Origin of the sequence: Magnetospirillum sp. XM-1, assembly GCF_001511835.1 — a bacterium.
Classification (GTDB): domain Bacteria; phylum Pseudomonadota; class Alphaproteobacteria; order Rhodospirillales; family Magnetospirillaceae; genus Phaeospirillum.
In genome coordinates, this window is the sequence record NZ_LN997848.1 from 3,735,066 (window position 1) to 3,753,478 (window position 18,413).

The following is an 18,413-nucleotide window of genomic DNA, read 5'->3' on the forward strand; positions in this document are numbered from 1 at the left end:
ACCCTCTCCTGACTTAGTTAGCCCTGGGCCTCGAGGCAAAGCGGCGCACCATGATGGGCTCCTTCAGCCGCGCCATCGCGTTGATGTTTTGCAGTCTCAGAAACAGCAGATCACTGATGGTTTCACCGGCGGCAAGTACCAGCCGTCCACTCTCGAGCGTCAGATCGCTTACCAAGACATCACCAGCGCAAATGCCAGTTGCGGGAACGGCAATGCGGATTTCAGCCCCGTCATCAGACTGACCGCTAGGGGTTAAAAGACAGGCCCCAACTGCGGCAAGAACAGCGAGATCATATCCGCCCTCTTTTTCGAGCGCGACAAGGGCCTCCTTGGACGGATTAGCTCCAGCGATCCGATCCAAATTGAGCAGTACTTTGAGAATCCGCCCAGGCAGAGTGGCCAGGGAGCGTTGATCAAAATCACGTTCTCCCCCGGCGGAGAATTGTACGGCCCGAGCGACTGGCTCAAGGCGGGGAATCTTCTTGATAAGGGCCGCTCCGACGGCAGGAACGCGGTGGATCATCTCTTGTTCCATCGCAGAAAGATGCTGGCCTGAATGATGCCGAGCAAGCACTTCGGGAGGAACTGCAATGGCTCCCAGTTGAGACAACTCCGCCGCCATTTCTACAACCCACGCATCACCAAGCTTCATATGACGCGCAATCTCTACGGCCCAGCCATGAATACGTCGGGAACGGTGAAAAATGTCCGGGGCCACCAGCGACAGAACATCACTCAGCAAGGAAATGCTACCGGTCAAAGTTCCTTCCAGAAGAGCTCGCTCCCCCTGAATTAACTGGTGCTGGCGGATAGCCGCTTCGATGCCGTCGATAAGCGTCGCCATGGGGCAAGGCTTGTTAAAGAAACGAAAAATCTTCCCGTCATTGATGGCATTGATAGCTGTCTTCTGGTCCGCATTGCCGGTCAGCATGATCCTAACTGTATCTGGCGATATCTCCTGAAGCCGACGGAGGACCTCTACACCGTCCATGCCGGGCATGCGCATGTCGCAAACGGCGACCGCAAAAGGTCCAGAACTCTGGGCAAGACCCAATGCCTCAATACCGCCCTCAGCAGTCATCAGATCAAACTTTTGCCCGAGGTGACGGCGCAGGCCTGCCAGCAGGTTGACGTCATCATCGACGATCAAAATCTTTTCGGCCAGCCTCATGATTCGTACTCCTCACGTGCGCGCTCGGCGACGGCAATCCAATCCTCAACTCTGGAAACAGCGCCAGTTTTTTGCAAAAACACCATATCCAACCCATTGAGCCATTCGGCCTTTTCCGCTTTGCCTGAGGGCGGAGGTTTCACCAGATGCTGAGCCGCATGCACGGCGGTAATGGCCCCCATAGTGTGGGGCGAGAAAAACTCGCAGCGACTTGGTTCGTGATGAAAAAGTACCGCCTCAACAACCGGATCAGTAAACCCCCACAGCCCCAGAAGTGCCGCCCCCAATTCTGCATGACATGCTCCCAGTGCGTTCCGTTCAGCCGCTACGATGCCACCGCCTGAGCGGTCCAGCGTATTACGTAGATCAGCCATTTGGACCGGACATTTCGCAAATAAAAGCAGGGACCCGACATGGGATAACATCCCGGCGCATTGAATGAGATCAATTTCATGCGGGTCAAGGCGGTCGCTTTCAGCGATCCTGCGAGCCAACAGCCCGATCTGCAGGCTTCTTTTTTGCAATTGCTTGACGGCAAGGCAGTCGATACCGGTACAACTGAACGATTCGAACACGGTCCCGAGGACGGTCAAGGTTCGAACCATTTCGAAACCAAGTAACTTCACGGCCTGCATTACATCCGAAATGGATGACGGCAGATAGAAAAACCCGGAATTGGTCAGCTTAAGCAAATTGACTGTCAGCCCAGTGTCCGATGAGATAATCCGTGCGACTTCGGCAGTCGATCCGTCTTGAGACTGCAGCGCACTGAACAAGTCCGTCAAAGCTTTTGGGAGGGCCGGAATGGAGGTCGCCCCTCCCACCAGGGCCATCAAATCTGCTGATCGAATAATCTGGCGCACGCCCAAGGAGCGCCTAATCGCCTCAGCCAGGGCATGAGGGGTGCAGGGCTTCACAAAGTACTGATGTGCCGGGCCAATGGTACGAAAGATTGCTTCGCGTTCAGAAAAGCCGGATAAAATTATTCGAACTGCTTCAGGCTGTATCATTCTGACCCGGTCCAACAGTGTTGCCCCATCCATTCCAGGCATGCGCATATCGCTGACCACTACAGCCACTCGCTCCCGAGCAAGAATTTCGAGAGCTTCTGCGCCACTGGTGGCAAACACCTGATTCCATTCATTGCGTTGGCCATAAAGGCTTCTGCGTAAGCCGTCCAAGACGCTTTTCTCATCATCGACAAACAGAACGGTGGGAAGGGATGTGGTCATGAACCTTATCCTTACGATAAACTAGCGTCTTCAGACGAGGCTGCGGGTATTTCAATAGGCAGGCGGATCCGGAAGCACGCTCCTGACCCGGGTTCGGACTCTGCGGTGATCTGGCCCCCATGGCGATGAATGATTGCTTTGGTAATCGCCAGTCCTTGCCCCGTTCCCTGGCCAGGAGCTTTCGTGGTGAAAAACAGCTCAAAGATCTGCTTGAGATTTTCCGGCTCGATCCCGACGCCAGAATCCCTGACGGTTAATTCGACGCCATCACCCAAACTCTGTGTCTTCACTTTGATCCGGCCTAGAGATGAAGAGCCCAGTTCCGCTATGGCATGCGTGGCGTTAACCAGCAGATTAACGAGCACTTGGTTGATCTCGCCTTCGATAGCAGAAATTTTCGGCAGGTCAGGGTCTAAATCAAATTCCAACTCTGCCACATATTTCCATTGATTCCGGGTGACAGTGGCAACCACGTCAATCAGGTGATTGAGATCGATGGGATGCGGCAGTTTGGAACTGGGATATGAGAATTCCTTGATTGCCTGAACAATCTTGGCGATGCGAAGTGTCCCGTCCTGGGCCTGTGCCGCGGCAGCGGGCAACTCGGCCTTGAGAAAGTCCAGGTCAACGCCGTCTAGATTTTTTGTCACGGTGACCAAATCGGCTTCCGTTGATTTTGCAGCCTTCACGCTCTCGGCCAGATCAAGGAGGCTTGAAATTCCGTCACTCATAAAGGCGATATTGTCACTGACATATTGGGTCGGCGTGTTGATCTCGTGGGCAATGCCGCCGGCAAGGGTGCCAAGGGCTTCCATTCTGTCCGACTCTGCAATCCGCTCGATCATGGCCGCTCGCTCTTGCTCGGCGATAATCCGGTCGGTGATGTCCTGAAGCGTCATGACGACCATCGCGGGGGCGGCGGAGTCGCTGCTGACCTCGCCCAGAACGTGGAGTGTCCGCACCCCAATCCGCAATTCGAGTTCAAAGCACGATCCCGACCTTCTCGAAAGCAGGTCCATAAGCCTGACCCTGTCGTCGGATGCGACATTGAAAAACACATCCTCCTCCGACCCAGACTTCCGGGCGGGATCAATCCCGAGCATGTCCTGGGTGCCCTCGCCAAGCAAATAAACGCCAGTGATCAGATTCAACTCGATGAATCCAAGCCTTGCGATGCGGTGTGCCTCGCTTAGTTGCTGCTTCGACCTAGCGATTTCCCTGACCAGCTGGGCCGAGTTGTTTGCCTTCTTAGTCAGACCGAATAGCCGCCACAACAACCAGACCGAACCGACCGACAACAGCAAAAATGCCGAGACGATAACAACGGCTTTAGTGACATCTGAGCGCCATTGGGCAAGGTAATCTTCTGTTCCCATCCCAACGACGAGATGGAACGGTGCCGCCGACAGGCGGCGATAGGCGTTGAGCCGTTCGACCCCGTCGCCGGTTCGCTGTGTATGAAAAGACCTAGCCTGATCGCTCGAGGCGATGGCCTGCGCCAATTCGTCAGAAAAAACCTTGGTGCCGATCTGCTGGGATGGAGACGAGCTGGCCGGATACCGGGTGATCATGCCTGTATCGCCGTCGCGTAACAGAGCGACACCATTTGCCCCAAGTCTCGCCGCTGACAGCAGGCTATTGAAGTAATCAATATTAACTGTCGCGGATATCACGCCAGCGAAACTACCGTCTTGGCTGTTGTAACGCCGTGACAGCGAGATACCCCATTCATGGCCGATACGCGTCAATATGGGATTGCTGACAAAAAGTCCGGAACGGCTATTCTCGCGGTGCACAATGAAGTGGTCGCGATCAGAAATGGATGTTGATTCAGAGGGTAAGGTGCCGGAGCCATACAAGATGGTGCCGTGCTCATCAGTTACGCGAAAATTGGCCAAACCCGAAAGCCAGGACTTTCGCTTGTCCAGAAACATTTTGGCTTCCCGGTCCTCGATGCGCCCCTTTACTCGAAGCTCGTGCTCCAGCCAGTCCTCGATCTCGTGGAGGGTCAGGTCAATTTTACTGACTGATTCCGAAATATTGTGATCGAGCAGGAGAGCCGTACTTTCCACCGTGGCGCGGATCTCTCTTTCCTGAAGATTTCTCGTGGCGTTCAAGCCATAGGAGAGCAGCCCAACAACGGTGATGTCGACCGCCATCGTAATCAAGATCAGAGCAGCCATTACCGACCGGGACAACGTTACACTGGCGGCAATACGCTGTCGCCAGCTTGGAGACGATTTCGCAATCTCGCCCCCCCCCTCTTTTCTCGCGATAAAGCGGGCGTAGTCTTTATCGCTGTTCTCGATATGAGAGCACAGCCAATTGCTGATGAAATCGAGCTCGCCGATCTCCAATTCATGCTTGTCATTGCTGTCGGCACTGGCAACTAGGGCGTCCAATTCTAACAGTAGCTTTTGATGTTCGAGAACATGCTCGCCGAACCGCGGATACCCCCATTCCTCCAACAGTGATTCCTCGTGGCGGAGGTGATCTCGCATCGTCTCGGACACACGATGAATTGCATCAGCGGTGGCTTGCTTGTCACTGCCCCGTTCCGTAGCCGCCCAGAGATCATTAAGAACGCCAAACAACGCCTGGTGTTCGGCATCAATTTCTGGAATCTGAACGCTGTATTGGGGCGCCCAGTGGAGAAGAGCCATCAGGATTGTCCTCGGAAATGATTAGATCGGTCCTTAGCTGGGTCTGAAAGTGACCGGCTTCCAATGATCCAGCTACTCCCATATGGGACTTATCAAGCAGCAGGTGACGATGGCCATAATGCCCCATGATCGCCGATAGGCGTGGCAGCCCGTCTACTAAAGGACCCCATCATATGAACGCCCAGTCCCAGCCTAATTCGACTGCCTCCATGGGCCCCGGAAGTACGAAATCCCCATCGGTCAAGTTCTTAGGGCAAGACCGACGGCGCCACAGCCGCAGAATCGGTGATGGAATGGTTGTCATTATCGATAATCGGATATTCCCAATCTTCGACATCTCAGTTTCGGGCATCCGATTTCAGGGCGATGGCCGACAAGTGGGGGATATCATCAGGTTCCGGCTTGCTTGCCTTCAGAACATGAACGATTTCGTCGATTGTAAAATAATCGTGCGCGCTGCCGATGAAAACTCGATTAGAGCGGAGTTCAGGCCAACTTTTCGTCTTATGAAATTTTTACTTGGGCACTTTGGCGAGATCACTGGGCCTCGGCCACTTTTCTTTAGATAAAGACATAAGCAACTCGTAAGGCCATCAAATGCAAAAGCCTAGCGTATTATTCGTTGACGATGAGCCGAACATTTTATCGGCTATCAATCGCATCCTTAATCCGCACAGAGATAAATGGGATATAAATTTCGCCAGCAGCGGAAATGATGCTCTAGATTTTATGGCCAACAACGTCGTCGATGTCATTGTCACTGACATGGCCATGCCTGAAATGGATGGGAAAAAGTTAATCTACAGGCTTCATGAGTTATTTCCAGATACCATTCCAATTGTTTTATCAGGCCATTGGGACATCGCCACATCGCTGCGTGAACTTGGTCCTAATGTTCGTTTTCTCAGCAAGCCTATTAATCATGACCTGCTGGTCTGGGCGCTTAAAGACGCAGTCACTGATGCGCGCTTGTCACCCGCCACGCTTCTAGAGATCGCACAACCACGACCAAGCGTCCAAGATCCGCATTCACAGAACTTGAACAAACCTGATTCCGCCAGTTGGATAGCCGTCATCCCAAATGCAGAGTGAATTCTCTGTCTCTAAAAGTAGCCGAGGATCATCCTGACAACATCAGATTGACGAGTTGCTCCAGTCTTAAGAAAGACCCTCTTGAGATAGTTTCTGGCAGTTCCAACGGCGATGCCAGAGACGGCTGCCGCCTCCTCCAATGAGCAACCCAATACGAGAGAATGGGCAATCCGTGCCTCCGCTGGGGTCAGGCCGAACAGCGTCGACAATTGCTCAGCCCCTGGAATGCTTTTGCTGAGGGGGTCGCGGAGGTAAACACTTACTTGGGCATCCATCGCCTGACTATTCGGTGCGCGACTGACTGTTGCAGATAAGGATGTGCCAAGCTTAGGGCGTTCGATCAAAATGGTCCCACCACCATCACCTAAGGCTGTGCCACGAATCAATTCATGCAATTGGGCGGTCCCCACTATGGCCGCTAGGCGAAGAATCCGGTCCGCACCGACGTACAGACCATCGGCCGCAGCGCATAAGTGCGCCGCCACGCTATTCATAAACAGAACATGGGCCTTTATGTCGAGAACGAGAACTCCGACAGCAAGGGAGTCCAGTGCTATTCTTTCCGGAGATGAGCCCAGAAGGGATTGTGCCTTGCTCTGGTCATCTAAGGCGGCCGCAATGCCCTCCACCAGCAAATGCTTTGGGCAGGGCTTGGGAAAAAACCTAAAAATCTCGGCACGATTAATGGCCTCTACGGCCACTCCCATGTCCGAAACGCCGGTTAGCATTATGTAAGTGGATCGCGGGGACACCTGCTTCATCTTCACCACAAGCTCAATCCCATTGAGCCCGGGCATCATCATGTCAACAACAACGACGTTGAACGGTTGGGACCTAAAGAGTTCAAGAGCCCTCTCAGGGGAGTCGCAAAATGTCAAATCCCAGCGAAAATATTCTGTCGCTAAATTTCTTGATAGAGCCTCTAGGACATGGCTCTCATCATCAACAAATATAATGGATGGCTTGCCAGTCATTTTAGGCGCTCACCTTGATGTGGTGACGTTTTGTGGCCGATCTCTCCACTTCTCTGGTCAATGACCAAAGTAAAAACTTATCTCCCGAGAGACCCTCGGCTACTTTTGGGCAGTGTGAAGTTGAAGATTGTCCCGCCAGATGGATTCGCCTCATACCAGATCCTGCCCCCGTGATGGTGCACGATCCGCTTGCAAATTGCCAGCCCGACACCGTGGCCAGTATAATGGCCGTGCCCATGAAGGCGCCGGAACATGTCAAAGATATTGTGGCCAGTTTCTTCAACACCTATACCGTTATCGGCTACTTTAAATACCATAACACCTTCGACTTCTGTGTGAAAAATGCGCACTTGAGGAATTGACATCGGAAGGCTGAACTTGATGGCATTTTCAATAAGGTGCCGTAATAACTGAACAATAGCCCGTTCACTGCCGAAAACAGAAGGTAGTGCGGACACTTCCACCAGTGCGCAGGAATCAGAAATGTCACTCATCAGCGGCTCCAAGGCCAGTGCACAAGCCCGTCCCATGTTAACATCAGCAAATGCCGTGTGGTCGGTAGCGATCTGGGTGTAGGCCAAAAAGCCTCCGGTTAGAGCATCCATTCGATTGACGCCGCTGACGATGAATTGGACATACTCCGCAGCCTCACCGCTTAAGGACGGAGCATGGTGCCGATCCAGTAGCTGAGCATAGGAAATGACTTGGCGAAGCGGTTCTCGCAGGTCGTGCGCCGCGATAAAGCTCAATCTCTCCAGTTCTTGCTTGGCCTCAGTCAAGTCCACCACCAACTGACGCAGCATGGCATTGTTACGCGAAAGAGCTTTTGCATTGGCCTTCTCCGCCTCTTCCATCGCCTTACGTGAGCGGATTGCCAGATCGATCCCTTCGATCAGGACGGGAATGGGGCATGGCTTAGTGAAGAAGCGAAAAACCTTGCCTTCGTTGATAGCCGCCACAGCCGTCTCCTGATCGCTATTCCCAGTCAACAGTATGCGAATGATATCGGGATGCCGTATCTGGAGCTCGTGCAGCAACTCAAGTCCTGTGATTTTCGGCATGGTCTGGTCGGTCACCACCACATCAACTGCCCGTTTTCCGATGATCTCTAGCGCCTCAACGCAGCTATGGGAGAATATCATAGTCCAATGTTTGTCATATTCGCGGAGCTTGCGCCTCAAGGCATCAAGCACATTCGGCTCGTCATCAATGAATAATATCGTTGGATTGTCGTGGTCCATGGTAATTTCCATTTATTCCCTTGCGGCACTCGGCAAAGTTCATTTCCCGAGCTTCCTTTCATCACGCACCGACCAGATTAACCCTAGCCATGAAATCGCGGATCTCTCCGTTCAGCTTTTCGGCATTTTCGGCACCTGCAGCCGCGCGTTCGAACAGGCGCTCGGCTACGGTTGCCGCCTGCCTCGAGGTTGTCGAGACTAGTTGAATGGAGGATGCGGAATGCTCTACGCTTTGTCGCACCTGGGCCGTGGCCTTGGCGATCAGGTCGGTAGCTGCGGTCTGCTGGTCGATGGCGCCGTCGACCTTCTGGGTTATCTGGCTGATCTGTAGAACGGTTCGTCCAATCGCTGCCATGACGTCAACGGCACCAGCCACCGAGCTTTGGATCAGAGCGATCCGCTCGCGGATATCGTCCGTCGCCTTGACCGCCTGAATGGCCAGCGATTTTACCTCATGGGCCACCACCGTGAAGCCCTTGCCTGCTTCCCCGGCGCGGGCCGCCTCAATTGTCGCGTTCAATGCCAGCAGGTTCGTCTGGCCAGCGATGTCGCTGATAATGTCTACCACATTCTCGATATGTCGGGCGGTGTCGGCCAGATTGGCGAAGACCGCATTGGCGGCATCCACATCGGCGTCGGCGTCATTGGCAATGCTGGATGCCCGGGATACCTGGCCGCGCACATCGATCAGCGCCGCATGGAGCCCTTTGGTCGACGCCGCGACGGATTCTGCCTCGCGCAGCGTCGCCTGCGCCTCGTCGCACACCTTGGCGGACAGGGCCGATGCGCTGTTCACCTCGGCCTTCATGGCGTCGGCTTCGACCCAGGTGCCCTTACTGATGCTAACGCCCTCGTCGACCCGCGCATTGACCGCATCGCGGAATTGGCCGGCGAGAGAGCTATTTTCGCGGATCCTGATGCCCAGGTTTTCGGTCATACGGTTGATGGTCGTCGCTGAATGCCGATAGGCCCGATGCATGCCAGCGACGAGTATGCGTCGGTGGAACCGTCCCGCCGTTACCTCCCTTAGCGAGGCATTGCTTTCACGCGCGAAGGAATCTGCAGCATCAAGCACGTTATTGGTGGCGCGGCACAATCGACTCAGGGTATCGCGCCCCCGCCCGATATCGACCAGCCTTTGCTCCAGATTGCCGACGGCACCACCTTCCAGGACGCGAACGACCAGTTCGACGGTGGAATACGTGCGCCGAAGCGCGTACATGCTCCAGCCAAAGGCTACTACACCGCCAGCCGCCAGAACCAATCCATAGACCGGCAGGGTGGCAATCGCGATTATCGTGGCGCCGCCCCCGAGAACGCAGCACAGGATCATTGTCAATGTCAGCGTGTTCAGAGGGGACGTAAACAGTGGATGACGCACGATGAAGTTCATACTGAAATTTCCTCATCTATATCGAGAAAATGAACTCGGAGTAGCTGAGGCCGGATTTCGCGATCTTTGACAACAGGAATTCCAGACCGCGCTCGACGCCGTAGCGATCATGAGATTTCTCGATTACGTTGACCGCGTCATACAACGGGCTGATCGCGTCGATGGCCGTGCGAGACGGAGCTCTCCGGTTGGAGTGAAAGCCGATGATCTTGCCCGTTCGATTGACTGTCGGGGTTACGTGCGCGAAAACCCAGTAATGGTCACCACACTTCGCCCGGTTGATCACATATGCGAAGACCTCCTCACCCTTGCTGATAGTCTCCCACAGCAGTTTGAAGACAGACCTCGGCATGGCGGGATGACGGATGATCGAGTGGGGCGCGCCAAGAACCTCGTGCTCCTCATAGCCACTGATTTTCAAGAATTCTGAATTGACGTATGTGATCAACCCGCCCACATCCGTCTTTGAGACGAGCATTGCCCCGGAATCGAGATGCCGTTCCGTCCCGGTCACATTCTGCCGGATGGCCTTCGCCTGGAGAAACGCTTCCTTGGACGCCGTGGTTACTGCCCCCTTGAATGTAGAAATCCGCATAACGCCATGCCCCCATCCACCAAAGATCAAGAAGTACCGAGCCGAATGAACACCGGCAGGTCCAACTCTACCTTTATGCAGAAGGCCTGCCGCCGATACTCCCAAATGGGAGTGCCAAAATGCAGACGTTGAGTGTTGTTATTGTGGCGTCAAACTGCTTTTCGGTTTGTTGATGTGTGCGCGCGCGTCAGCCGAGTGGTGATAGCATCGGCATCTTCACCCGGCCGACGCGCGAGGCAGAGCTCGTATATCGATACGCGACGGCAAACATCCTCGCTCGGGAGATTTGTGGGAGTTGAACAGGCGAGCTCCGAGATAATGGTGGAGAGGCGCATGGCGTCGAGTGGTGGAACAGTGATCTTATCAGCGACCGGGTTGGGTCAACCTGAGCCGGTCGGCCACGGCGCGGCAGGCGACAGCTGTGCCCCGGCAACCGCCAGTCAGCGGGAACGCCCGCTATGCCGGGTCAGTGTCGCTATCGGACCCAGACTGCCACCACCCCCGCAATAGCTGCCATCACAGCCATCCACGCAAACCATGGCTTGGAGCGGCGGCGAATTGGCGGAGGCGCAGATAGACCAAAGTGACGCATGAGTGTTCCAAAATGCAGATGGCCGACCGGGTGGCTGTCGAAGGCGGCCCGGTCGGCCTCGCGGGGGGCCGAATTGGCGAAACTGCTCCCCTGAAGGAATTGTGCTCTATCTCCAAGAGCAGTCAAGCAATTGATACCAGCAGACAAGACGCGCGGTGAGCCCGTTGGCAGCCGCGCAGCAAGTGACCGCTATGCCCCCCAGGTTGGGCTGATCCCATAATCTTGGTTTCAATCTGTCACTTGATCAGACCGTCGTCAGTATGCAATGAAACGCTCCCAAGGGGAGTGGATCATGAAAGCAGTTGCCCTTGGCGATCTTTATCAGAGTGACGGTCGGAGCCGGACGGTTTGGTCGGTGGACAGCATCATCGACGTCCCGAAGTCGGGAACCATGGTGCGGCTGGCGAAGATTGATGGTTATGGCTCGGTAACCGTCCATCTGTCTCAACTGGGAGTCGGCAGCGGCTTCACCAAGATCGATGAGGTCCTCATCCAGGCCCGTTGACACGCCAAATGATGGAACTGCGTGTTTATAGTGTGTGCCCGAATTTCAAGTGGATCTGCATTATCGGGTGCATTCCAGACGGAATCGAAGCATACTTTGGGCGTGGCTCTCATATAGCCAATGGCGTGAAAAGTGGGCTTGGCATTTCCGATGAAGATCCTTATTGCCGATGATCACCAGTTGTTTCGCGAGGGTCTGCGTCACATCCTCACCCTGTACGTGGAAGCTTCGCAAATTGTGGAAGCGAGCACTTTCGCAGAAGTCATTGAGGCGGGAGAACGTGTATCTGGCATCGACTTGGCTCTGCTCGATCTGACAATGTCCGGTGGGCCTTGGCCTGAATGTCTAAGAAAATTGCGTCATTTGCTTCCGTCGCCAGCGCACATCGTAATCGTTTCTGACGTCGCTGACCGGTCCGCCGTCAATCTAGCTATCGACCTCGGAGCGTCGGGATTCATCACAAAAGCATCATCTAGCCAAGTTTTTCTGGCGGCGCTAAACTTGGTTTTGGCTGGCGGCATTTACCTTCCTGCGGAGTATGCCGATTCCGCTAATCAGCTGGTTACTGCCTCATTTGAGGTGCCGAATATTACTCACCTCACTCCGAGGCAACGTGAGATTCTCAGCCAATTAAAGACTGGAAAGTCGAACCGGGAAATAGCCACAGATCTTGGTCTGGCTGAGGGCACTGTGAAACTTCATGTTACAAGCATTCTAAAGGCTCTGTCGGTTCGATCTAGGACACAAGCCGCTTTGCTTGCTTAAAAGTTGCTGTAATCTGTTTGCAGATGACTGCGGATTGCCTGGGGTTGATCGTGCGGCCCGTGTGAGGTGCTGTCTCGCCGAATGACCCAATCGGGTCAGCCTGAGCTGGTCAGCCGGTACGATGCGGCCGACCGCCCTACCCCAGATACCCGTCGTTCGGCGAAAACGGCTGCTGCGGCCCCCTTGTGCTGTGTCCGGACTTTCGGCCCCATCGTTGCAGGGAATTGCCTCGAGGAAGTCATGGAAATTGAAAAGGCCACCTCCCTTTCGGGAAGCGGCCCTTTGCCACGGTAGCTCTAATCAGAGATTAGGCGGCCTTCGTCACGATCGCCTGGACCGCTTCGGCCTGCTTCTTGACCGGCTCGAAAGCGGCGGTAAAGACGGAGGTAGTCAGTTCGGCGATGGCGCGGCTATCGGCGACGGCGGCATCGAAGCCTTCCTTCACCAGCTTGGCCTGCAGCTCAACGAACTCAACCGGCGACTTGACCGAGGACAGCGCCTTGACCGCGTCATTGAACTTGGCGACGTTGCGGTTCGCCAGATCCTGATAGGCCTTGGACAGCTTCTCGAAACCGGCCAGGGCGAAGTTGCCGCTCTTGGTCAGGGCCTCGGCGTTGTCCTTGGCGACAATGGTCAGCTTCTCGACATTGGCCTTGGCAGCGGTGCTGAACTGTTCGATGGTGGCGGCAGCCATAATGCATGCTCCTTAGATTGGGTGGGGCAGTCAATCGGCGGCCGATTGCTGCGCTGCAACATGACGCCTTTATACATGCCCTCCCTATGGGGCGCAAGACTTTTGTTGCAACGCAGCATTTTGCATGAATGCTCGCCCCTCGGAACTTCTGAAACCGCTAATTTCCTGGGAAGTGGCTCGCACTGGCCTCGGCCGAGTAAGCCTTTCTGCGTATCACATCACAAGCTGCCGGTCACCCAGGCCCCAATGCGATAAGGCAGCACACTGAAATCGCCAGATTACATAGAAAATATGAGACTTATCATGCACACAAAGACAGAAAAACACCACGCACATACACTTTGAATCGATACAAAGATGCTCAAACGCCATCTAAAAATACTTTATAACAACGCAAAGACACCATGACACCACGAAAACTCCGCAAAAAGACAATTTTATTAACTTTTAGAAACATCAAGATACCCTGATTGTCTTATCATGGTGTTTTTGTAGCATTAAAGTAGCCGAAAATGACTTTCTTACCGCTTTTTATCGCTGCATACCTCCTATGGAGGTGCTGCATGAACGCAAATTTTGGCACCCGCAGGTAATGCCGAACCTCGGCGCGGTCCATTCCGTCTAATGCATCGGGGATGTCGTAGCCCCAAAAGATGCCAAGCCGTCTCCACAACGCAGAGCTTAGCCTCCCCAGATCCATCGTTCGCGGCATGGTCAGACCATGTCACGGATCAAATGCCCCGATATGTCGCGCAGAAAAGACGATATGCGATGGACGAAAACACTCAGATCCCCGTCGAATTGCCCTATAACGGACGAAACGAAGGAGACGATAAGCTATGGCCTTCCCGCTATTACACCTCGGCGATCTCGAGGTTCTTGAAAAGCGACCGCGCCTCGACAACGGATTTGATCTTTTAATTCAGGCAACGATCGAAGGTCTGCCGCGCTACTTCGCGGTCCGCCACCACCCCGCCAGCGAAATCGCTTCTGGACGTCGCGGCACCCTGGCCGTCTGCGTGCCGGATACGGTCGCAGCCATGCCCGCAGGTCCATTGGAATTTCAGTATCCAGACGACATCATCCCGAGTTTCATCGAGGCACCAATCAGACGCGACCTGGTCAGCACTCTGGCAGAACTCATCGCCTTTCGTCCGAAGATCGCCCGAGCGGGCCGAAATGTCGCCGCGAAAGACCTCCAGGTTCTTAACCGCGACGACCGGCTGGCGCAGCAGCGCCAGTTGCGGCAACAACGAGAATGGGAGATTCGCGACCTTGCGGTTCTTGGCGATGGCCGCTTTGCTGCGCGATTGTCATGCATCGAAGTGGAAGGTCTGGCTGCTGGAACGGAGCATGTCGTCCTCGTGGTGCCCGAATTTAATCCCGCGGCCGTTGCCGCCCGCAGTGGTTTCGGCGGAACCATCATTTCCACAGTCGAACCACCCAAACTGCTCAAGGCTCTTCAATCGGAGCATCATGGGCAATTGGCCGCGCTACTTGCCAACATCGATTGTGGCTGGGACTGCGAGGCCGATGCCATCGTCGACTTTGATGCCGCCATCGCTGGAGAGGAGATCGCTGATCGGCGGGTTAGCGCCATAACCCCGGCAGACAGCAAGCCGTATGGTGAGGACATTCAAATCGCAGAGCAATATGATGGTGATCGGCCAGCCTATTTGCTGCATACCCCGTTGGGCTGGCATGTTATGGAGACCCGACCGATCGGCCTATCATCACGTCTTCAGGCCAAATTGGCTGGCGACGACAAATGGGTTTTTCTGATCTCGCCGTTACGCGCCGCTCGCGCGCTGCTGAACCAGCTTCCAGATCGGCGTGGCTTTAACGAGTTTATCGCGCGCGACAAGTTCACGGCCGTGATCGAGGCCGACCTGCGCCGCCGACTTCGCGATGAACGGTGTGGGGCAATCTGGTTGATCATCCGGCGAGCCCACCTGCCCGAAGGAGGCATTGCGATGATGGCTGTCGCATTGCCTCCTATCAAACTTATGGCCCCGCCACAGATCCCTCGTCGAAGCTGGGTTATCCTCAGTGCAAGCAAGTGCGAGCCGGATCAAGCCGATGGATGGTATGTAACCGACATCAGTACCGGTGCTCAGTTGGAGGGCGGCTATGGCGCACGATCCGTCAGTCAATTGCGGGACGCGGTACTGGCTCTAGGAGGGACTGACGATAAGATGGCACGACGGCTGCTTGCCGAGCATTTTCTCATTGATGCCGTCGGCTTCGACAATCGGGTGGCCGCAGACCAAGCATGGTCAGAGCTCACCGGCACAGCGAAGACCGAAAATATTGACGAGGATGCGTCTCCCGTCTCGACCGCCGTCCGGCAGACGGCCTTCGACTCAGTGTTGGCCACGCGCCGCACCGAAATCCTGGTCGCGGCCGATTCAGGACGAATTCGAATCGACGATATTGCTGAGGCCGTTCGGCAGCTTGACCAGCATGCGATTTGTCCGCCGCAATTGATGAATCTGGCAAGCCAGATGATGGAGGGCCGTCCAGAATGTCAGGCCGACGTAAATAGGGCATCAGGTGACGTTTCGACCGCGACGAAATGTGACGAAAGTCATGGTGAAGAAGGTCGTGATGCGCACCCCAATCCCATGACCTGTAGTGGAAACGTCGAAACTGCAATCGACGTAATTGAAACCTCGAACGTCCAGCATCGCAGGAATTCAGCAGCGAATGAGCTCGTCGCAAACAAGGTCTGCAGCCCGCGAGGCCGACCGCGTATCCACGCAGATGAAGCAGAGCGGAAGCGCATATGGGCGGCAAAAAGGCGGGTGGCCGAGCGAGAGGCCTTAGGCGGCGCCCAAATCAAATGCAGCGGCCGTCCACGCAAGTGGGGCAGCGATGCCGAACGGAAAGCGGCTTGGCGAGCGAAGCAAAAGAAATAGGCGCTGCGGTTGGCGTCGAACCATCAAATGCATTGGCGTAAATACGAGGTTGTAAAATTCGCCGATACAGCTTGACTGCAATTCGCCAAAAACTGCGAATAAACGCACCATCAAGTAAGCCAACAATCTTGAAACTCTTAGATTTCGGAATTAACGCGACAACAAGTATTGCAATTAATTAGGGAATCTCATATCACAAACACACCGCAATTTTGCGCTTTTCGCCCGCGCGCTTTTGTTGATTCGGTAGGAATCAACAGGAGCATTAGCTCCATTTTGATTGATTGAGCATTTTTGCATGCTGGAAGTTTTGATAATGGCTGCGTGCGGTGCCTGCTGTGAGGTAACCAACCGCGACAAATTGGTATGAGGCGATGGGGCATATCAACACGAGGCTCACTTCCTCTAGGAGTGACGAACCGCCTCTGGGAGTTAGGCGTGCTCAAAAGGTTTCTCCATGAGGCATCGCTGGTGAGAATGGGCGCTCCCAGACGATGAAGTCCCGACTGGGCAGCTAAATCAGCACGAGACGATGATGGTGTCGATTCGCACCCTGGAAGACCCGGAGTTCTTTAAGGCGGCTCCATCAATAGTGTCCGGGGAAACTTGACGGTCCAAGCGCCTCGTGCAATTCATGAAGCTATACTTTTTGCAGGGAGGGGCACATGAACAAGTCCGAATTGATCGCCGCCGTCGCCGATGGTGCCAACATGACCAAGGCCGATGCAGGTAATGCAATTGATGCTATTTTTGCAGCCATCACCACCGCCATGAAATCAGGCGATGATGTGCGTCTGGTTGGCTTCGGGTCTTTCTCTGTTGCATCGCGCCCTCATCGCACTGGCCGAAATCCGCGTACTGGTGAAACCCTCGTCATTCCCGCAAGCAAGTCGCCGAAATTCACTGCCGGTAAGGGGCTGAAGGACACCATCAATGGCCGATGATCTCAAGTCTCTGACCACCAAAATTGTTGCTGCCTACTTAGGCAGCAACACTCTGGCGGCCACGGAAATTCCAACCTTGATCACGTCCGTTTATTCGACCTTGGTCAGCACGGATGCCCCGACATCTACACAGACAGAGCAGAAGCAACCTGCCGTTTCGGTGAAGCGGTCGGTGACCCCCGACCATATCGTCTGTCTGGAATGTGGTGATCACCAGAAGATGTTGAAGCGACACCTCCAGACCAGCCACGGACTGACCGCCGACGAGTATCGGGCTAGGTGGTCCTTGCCCAGGGATTACCCCATGGTCGCCCCGGAATATGCAGCACGCCGATCGGAACTCGCTAAAGCGGCTGGCCTTGGCTATACGCGGAAGAATCGTCGGCCCAAATCAGCCATCTGATGAATAAGGAGGCGTTCAGCATGCCGCCACGTAAGAGCACCAAGCCCGCGACTACCCCTAAGCCTGCCAAGAAGGCGGGGCGGTCTACCCGTGGCCGGTTGGCAGATGGCAGCGCCAATCCCATTGATGTCCATGTTGGTGCCCGCATTCGGCTTCGTCGTACCCTGCTGGGCATGAGCCAGGAAAAGCTCGGCGAATGTCTGGGACTGACCTTCCAGCAGGTGCAGAAATACGAACGCGGGGCCAATCGGGTCGGAGCCTCCAGGCTGTTCGATCTATCCCGTGTTCTGGATGTGCGGGTTGGCTATTTTTTCGAGGAAATTTCTGCGACCGCACAGGCGGCATCGCCAGTCGAGGTGATTAGGGGCAACGTCACAAAATCCGTTAATGCCCCTGACGAGAACCCAATGACGAAGCGGGAAACCCTCGAATTGGTCCGGGCTTATTTCACCATCGCCGATCCCAAGGTTCGAGATCAGGTTCTGGCAATGGCCAAGGCGTTGGCTTCTTGATTCGTTAAGCAGCTTGACCTGTGCCTTGATTGCCACAGAACGTGAGGACAGCTATGTCAATGGCCCCTCAGTTTGACCGGCTATCAAACGGCAACGCCGTCCCGGTCGGCCATGCCAGCAGATGAGATGCGCAAGTCTCGCAGTCGCTGGAACCAAACCCCGGAATCGGCACCGGCATTCCGGCCAACATGGCCACCAGTTCACATTCATCCCTGCCGGGAAACACCCAGGCCCCCAACGCGGTGCCCTTTACCGTGAGCCTATCCACATGCCACCGGATGGACTTGTCCTTCTGCATGTGGCGACCCACGCGGGCCTTGATGCCGCCGGGACCTCGAGCGCTACCGCAATACAAGTAATGACCAGGAGCCAGGATGGCCTCAGGCCGCCCCACCAGATTCACCGGCAGACTGTCGGCCAGATGGATCAGCAGCACATAGGCCCCCGACACAGAAGGGAGGTCTAGCGCATCAGCATGAAAATCAGGGCCGTTCATGGCATTAGGCAACTCGACTAGGAACCGTCGCCTTCTTCGGCTTTTACCCTCTCCCAGAATGCCACTGTATCTGGGTTCGAAAAAGCAAGAATCTCAGGCATTCTATCGTCGCAAAGACGTTCGTCGCAAAGACGTTCGTCGCACAGGGCTTTATCTTGCTTCTGGCCATCGGCAGCGAAAGCGGACATCTCGTTGCTTGCCCCGTCTTGCGTTCCCGACCGCC

Annotated in this window: 16 protein-coding genes; 7 read left to right on the forward strand and 9 right to left on the reverse strand. The window is 55.0% G+C overall.

Annotated elements, in window-relative coordinates; genetic code table 11:
- Positions 1 to 13 precede the first annotated feature (13 nt).
- From XM1_RS17265 to XM1_RS17275, 3 genes are read right to left on the reverse strand one after another with little or no spacing between them, the layout of a single operon-like run.
- Positions 14 to 1,171 carry an HD domain-containing phosphohydrolase gene (locus tag XM1_RS17265; protein WP_068435666.1) on the reverse strand — a complete coding sequence of 386 codons (1,158 nt, stop codon included), beginning with the start codon at positions 1,169 to 1,171 and terminating at the stop codon, positions 14 to 16.
- The gene (locus XM1_RS17270; protein ID WP_068435668.1) at positions 1,168 to 2,403 is read right to left on the reverse strand and encodes an HDOD domain-containing protein; all 1,236 of its coding nucleotides are present in this window, start codon (positions 2,401 to 2,403) and stop codon (positions 1,168 to 1,170) included. The genes XM1_RS17265 and XM1_RS17270 overlap by 4 nt, the downstream gene beginning before the upstream one ends.
- A gap of 11 nt (positions 2,404 to 2,414) precedes the next feature.
- Positions 2,415 to 5,066, reverse strand: a complete 2,652-nt coding sequence (locus XM1_RS17275) for a bacteriohemerythrin (RefSeq protein ID WP_068435670.1) — start codon at positions 5,064 to 5,066, stop codon at positions 2,415 to 2,417.
- A gap of 597 nt (positions 5,067 to 5,663) precedes the next feature.
- Here XM1_RS17275 and XM1_RS23545 point away from each other — a divergent pair.
- Positions 5,664 to 6,158 carry a response regulator gene (locus tag XM1_RS23545; RefSeq protein WP_082700576.1) on the forward strand — a complete coding sequence of 165 codons (495 nt, stop codon included), beginning with the start codon at positions 5,664 to 5,666 and terminating at the stop codon, positions 6,156 to 6,158.
- Between the two features lie 11 nt (positions 6,159 to 6,169).
- On the opposite strand, the gene XM1_RS17285 is transcribed toward XM1_RS23545, so the two are convergent.
- The 4 genes from XM1_RS17285 to XM1_RS17300 all read right to left on the reverse strand — a co-directional run bounded on the left by XM1_RS17285 (position 6,170) and on the right by XM1_RS17300 (position 10,361).
- Positions 6,170 to 7,132 carry a response regulator gene (locus XM1_RS17285; RefSeq protein ID WP_082700577.1) on the reverse strand — a complete coding sequence of 321 codons (963 nt, stop codon included), beginning with the start codon at positions 7,130 to 7,132 and terminating at the stop codon, positions 6,170 to 6,172.
- 77 nt (positions 7,133 to 7,209) lie between these two features.
- A complete protein-coding gene (locus XM1_RS17290; RefSeq protein ID WP_068435676.1) occupies positions 7,210 to 8,373 on the reverse strand; it encodes an ATP-binding protein in 1,164 nt (387 codons plus the stop codon).
- A gap of 61 nt (positions 8,374 to 8,434) precedes the next feature.
- The gene (locus tag XM1_RS17295; protein ID WP_068435678.1) at positions 8,435 to 9,766 is read right to left on the reverse strand and encodes a methyl-accepting chemotaxis protein; all 1,332 of its coding nucleotides are present in this window, start codon (positions 9,764 to 9,766) and stop codon (positions 8,435 to 8,437) included.
- Between the two features lie 16 nt (positions 9,767 to 9,782).
- On the reverse strand, positions 9,783 to 10,361 hold the full coding sequence (locus tag XM1_RS17300; protein WP_082700579.1) for a PAS domain-containing protein: 579 nt from the start codon (positions 10,359 to 10,361) through the stop codon (positions 9,783 to 9,785).
- Between the two features lie 884 nt (positions 10,362 to 11,245).
- Between XM1_RS17300 and XM1_RS17305 the strand changes: the two genes are divergently transcribed.
- Positions 11,246 to 11,458, forward strand: a complete 213-nt coding sequence (locus tag XM1_RS17305; protein WP_231920564.1) for a hypothetical protein — start codon at positions 11,246 to 11,248, stop codon at positions 11,456 to 11,458.
- Positions 11,459 to 11,608: 150 nt separating this feature from the next.
- Positions 11,609 to 12,223, forward strand: coding sequence for a response regulator transcription factor (locus tag XM1_RS23550; RefSeq protein WP_082700580.1), 615 nt, complete (start codon positions 11,609 to 11,611; stop codon positions 12,221 to 12,223).
- Between the two features lie 307 nt (positions 12,224 to 12,530).
- Here the strand turns inward: XM1_RS23550 and XM1_RS17310 are convergent, their stop codons facing one another.
- A complete protein-coding gene (locus tag XM1_RS17310; RefSeq protein ID WP_068435682.1) occupies positions 12,531 to 12,917 on the reverse strand; it encodes a phasin family protein in 387 nt (128 codons plus the stop codon).
- Between the two features lie 839 nt (positions 12,918 to 13,756).
- Between XM1_RS17310 and XM1_RS17315 the strand changes: the two genes are divergently transcribed.
- From XM1_RS17315 to XM1_RS17325, 4 genes are all read left to right on the forward strand, one after another.
- Positions 13,757 to 15,835: a hypothetical protein gene (locus tag XM1_RS17315; protein WP_068435684.1), complete on the forward strand. Its 2,079-nt coding sequence runs from the start codon at positions 13,757 to 13,759 to the stop codon at positions 15,833 to 15,835.
- A gap of 665 nt (positions 15,836 to 16,500) precedes the next feature.
- A complete protein-coding gene (locus XM1_RS23555; protein ID WP_082700581.1) occupies positions 16,501 to 16,779 on the forward strand; it encodes an HU family DNA-binding protein in 279 nt (92 codons plus the stop codon).
- A complete protein-coding gene (locus tag XM1_RS17320) occupies positions 16,769 to 17,182 on the forward strand; it encodes a MucR family transcriptional regulator (RefSeq protein ID WP_068435686.1) in 414 nt (137 codons plus the stop codon). Before XM1_RS23555 ends, XM1_RS17320 begins: the two co-directional genes overlap by 11 nt.
- A 20-nt stretch (positions 17,183 to 17,202) precedes the next feature.
- Entirely contained in the window at positions 17,203 to 17,694 is a 492-nt protein-coding gene (locus XM1_RS17325) for a helix-turn-helix domain-containing protein (RefSeq protein ID WP_068437980.1), read from the forward strand.
- 67 nt (positions 17,695 to 17,761) lie between these two features.
- On the opposite strand, the gene XM1_RS17330 is transcribed toward XM1_RS17325, so the two are convergent.
- Complete coding sequence (locus XM1_RS17330) at positions 17,762 to 18,190, reverse strand: DUF123 domain-containing protein (protein ID WP_068435688.1); 429 nt, start codon at positions 18,188 to 18,190, stop codon at positions 17,762 to 17,764.
- Positions 18,191 to 18,413: the final 223 nt, after the last annotated feature.

What these genes read in the sequence shown, in the direction of transcription:
- XM1_RS17265 (WP_068435666.1), bottom strand. Translation starts at nt 1,171, where the DNA reads ATGAGGCTGGCCGAAAAGATTTTGATCGTCGATGATGACGTCAACCTG.
- XM1_RS17270 (WP_068435668.1), bottom strand. Translation starts at nt 2,403, where the DNA reads ATGACCACATCCCTTCCCACCGTTCTGTTTGTCGATGATGAGAAAAGC.
- XM1_RS17275 (WP_068435670.1), bottom strand. Translation starts at nt 5,066, where the DNA reads ATGGCTCTTCTCCACTGGGCGCCCCAATACAGCGTTCAGATTCCAGAA.
- XM1_RS23545 (WP_082700576.1), top strand. Translation starts at nt 5,664, where the DNA reads ATGCAAAAGCCTAGCGTATTATTCGTTGACGATGAGCCGAACATTTTA.
- XM1_RS17285 (WP_082700577.1), bottom strand. Translation starts at nt 7,132, where the DNA reads ATGACTGGCAAGCCATCCATTATATTTGTTGATGATGAGAGCCATGTC.
- XM1_RS17290 (WP_068435676.1), bottom strand. Translation starts at nt 8,373, where the DNA reads ATGGACCACGACAATCCAACGATATTATTCATTGATGACGAGCCGAAT.
- XM1_RS17295 (WP_068435678.1), bottom strand. Translation starts at nt 9,766, where the DNA reads ATGAACTTCATCGTGCGTCATCCACTGTTTACGTCCCCTCTGAACACG.
- XM1_RS17300 (WP_082700579.1), bottom strand. Translation starts at nt 10,361, where the DNA reads ATGCGGATTTCTACATTCAAGGGGGCAGTAACCACGGCGTCCAAGGAA.
- XM1_RS17305 (WP_231920564.1), top strand. Translation starts at nt 11,246, where the DNA reads ATGAAAGCAGTTGCCCTTGGCGATCTTTATCAGAGTGACGGTCGGAGC.
- XM1_RS23550 (WP_082700580.1), top strand. Translation starts at nt 11,609, where the DNA reads ATGAAGATCCTTATTGCCGATGATCACCAGTTGTTTCGCGAGGGTCTG.
- XM1_RS17310 (WP_068435682.1), bottom strand. Translation starts at nt 12,917, where the DNA reads ATGGCTGCCGCCACCATCGAACAGTTCAGCACCGCTGCCAAGGCCAAT.
- XM1_RS17315 (WP_068435684.1), top strand. Translation starts at nt 13,757, where the DNA reads ATGGCCTTCCCGCTATTACACCTCGGCGATCTCGAGGTTCTTGAAAAG.
- XM1_RS23555 (WP_082700581.1), top strand. Translation starts at nt 16,501, where the DNA reads ATGAACAAGTCCGAATTGATCGCCGCCGTCGCCGATGGTGCCAACATG.
- XM1_RS17320 (WP_068435686.1), top strand. Translation starts at nt 16,769, where the DNA reads ATGGCCGATGATCTCAAGTCTCTGACCACCAAAATTGTTGCTGCCTAC.
- XM1_RS17325 (WP_068437980.1), top strand. Translation starts at nt 17,203, where the DNA reads ATGCCGCCACGTAAGAGCACCAAGCCCGCGACTACCCCTAAGCCTGCC.
- XM1_RS17330 (WP_068435688.1), bottom strand. Translation starts at nt 18,190, where the DNA reads ATGAACGGCCCTGATTTTCATGCTGATGCGCTAGACCTCCCTTCTGTG.